1 pseudogene is annotated in these 308 nt (G+C 61.4%); it reads right to left on the minus strand.

Going from position 1 to position 308, the window contains the following annotated elements:
* Positions 1-267: pseudogene (locus L995_RS30925) on the minus strand (hypothetical protein); the annotation flags it as partial.
* Between the last annotated feature and the right edge of the window lie 41 nt (positions 268-308).

Consider the following 308-nt stretch of genomic DNA (forward strand, 5'->3'; position numbering starts at 1 on the left):
AAAGGAGATAGGGCCCATGCGGGTGCCCGTGATGTTGGGCTCCAGCTCAGTGCCGGTGTTGGTGGATTCCTCCCATCCATCGATGCGAGAGCCGCGCTCTGAAGTGGCGACAATTGAAAGACTGGCATCGCCAACGGCCAGATCAACGAGCAGGAAATTTCCCAATACCGTGATGAACACAGCGCGCAATCGTTGGCCGTCTGCACTGGAGGACAGCGAGTCCCATTTGACGGTGTGGCCTGCGGGAATGGGCAACGTGGCGACCAACTCCCCAACTGCGCCGCCTGGCGGGCGGTACTGCTGGCCCC

Source organism: Delftia sp. ZNC0008 (assembly GCF_000799035.1).
In the GTDB taxonomy this organism is placed as follows: domain Bacteria; phylum Pseudomonadota; class Gammaproteobacteria; order Burkholderiales; family Burkholderiaceae_C; genus Comamonas; species Comamonas tsuruhatensis.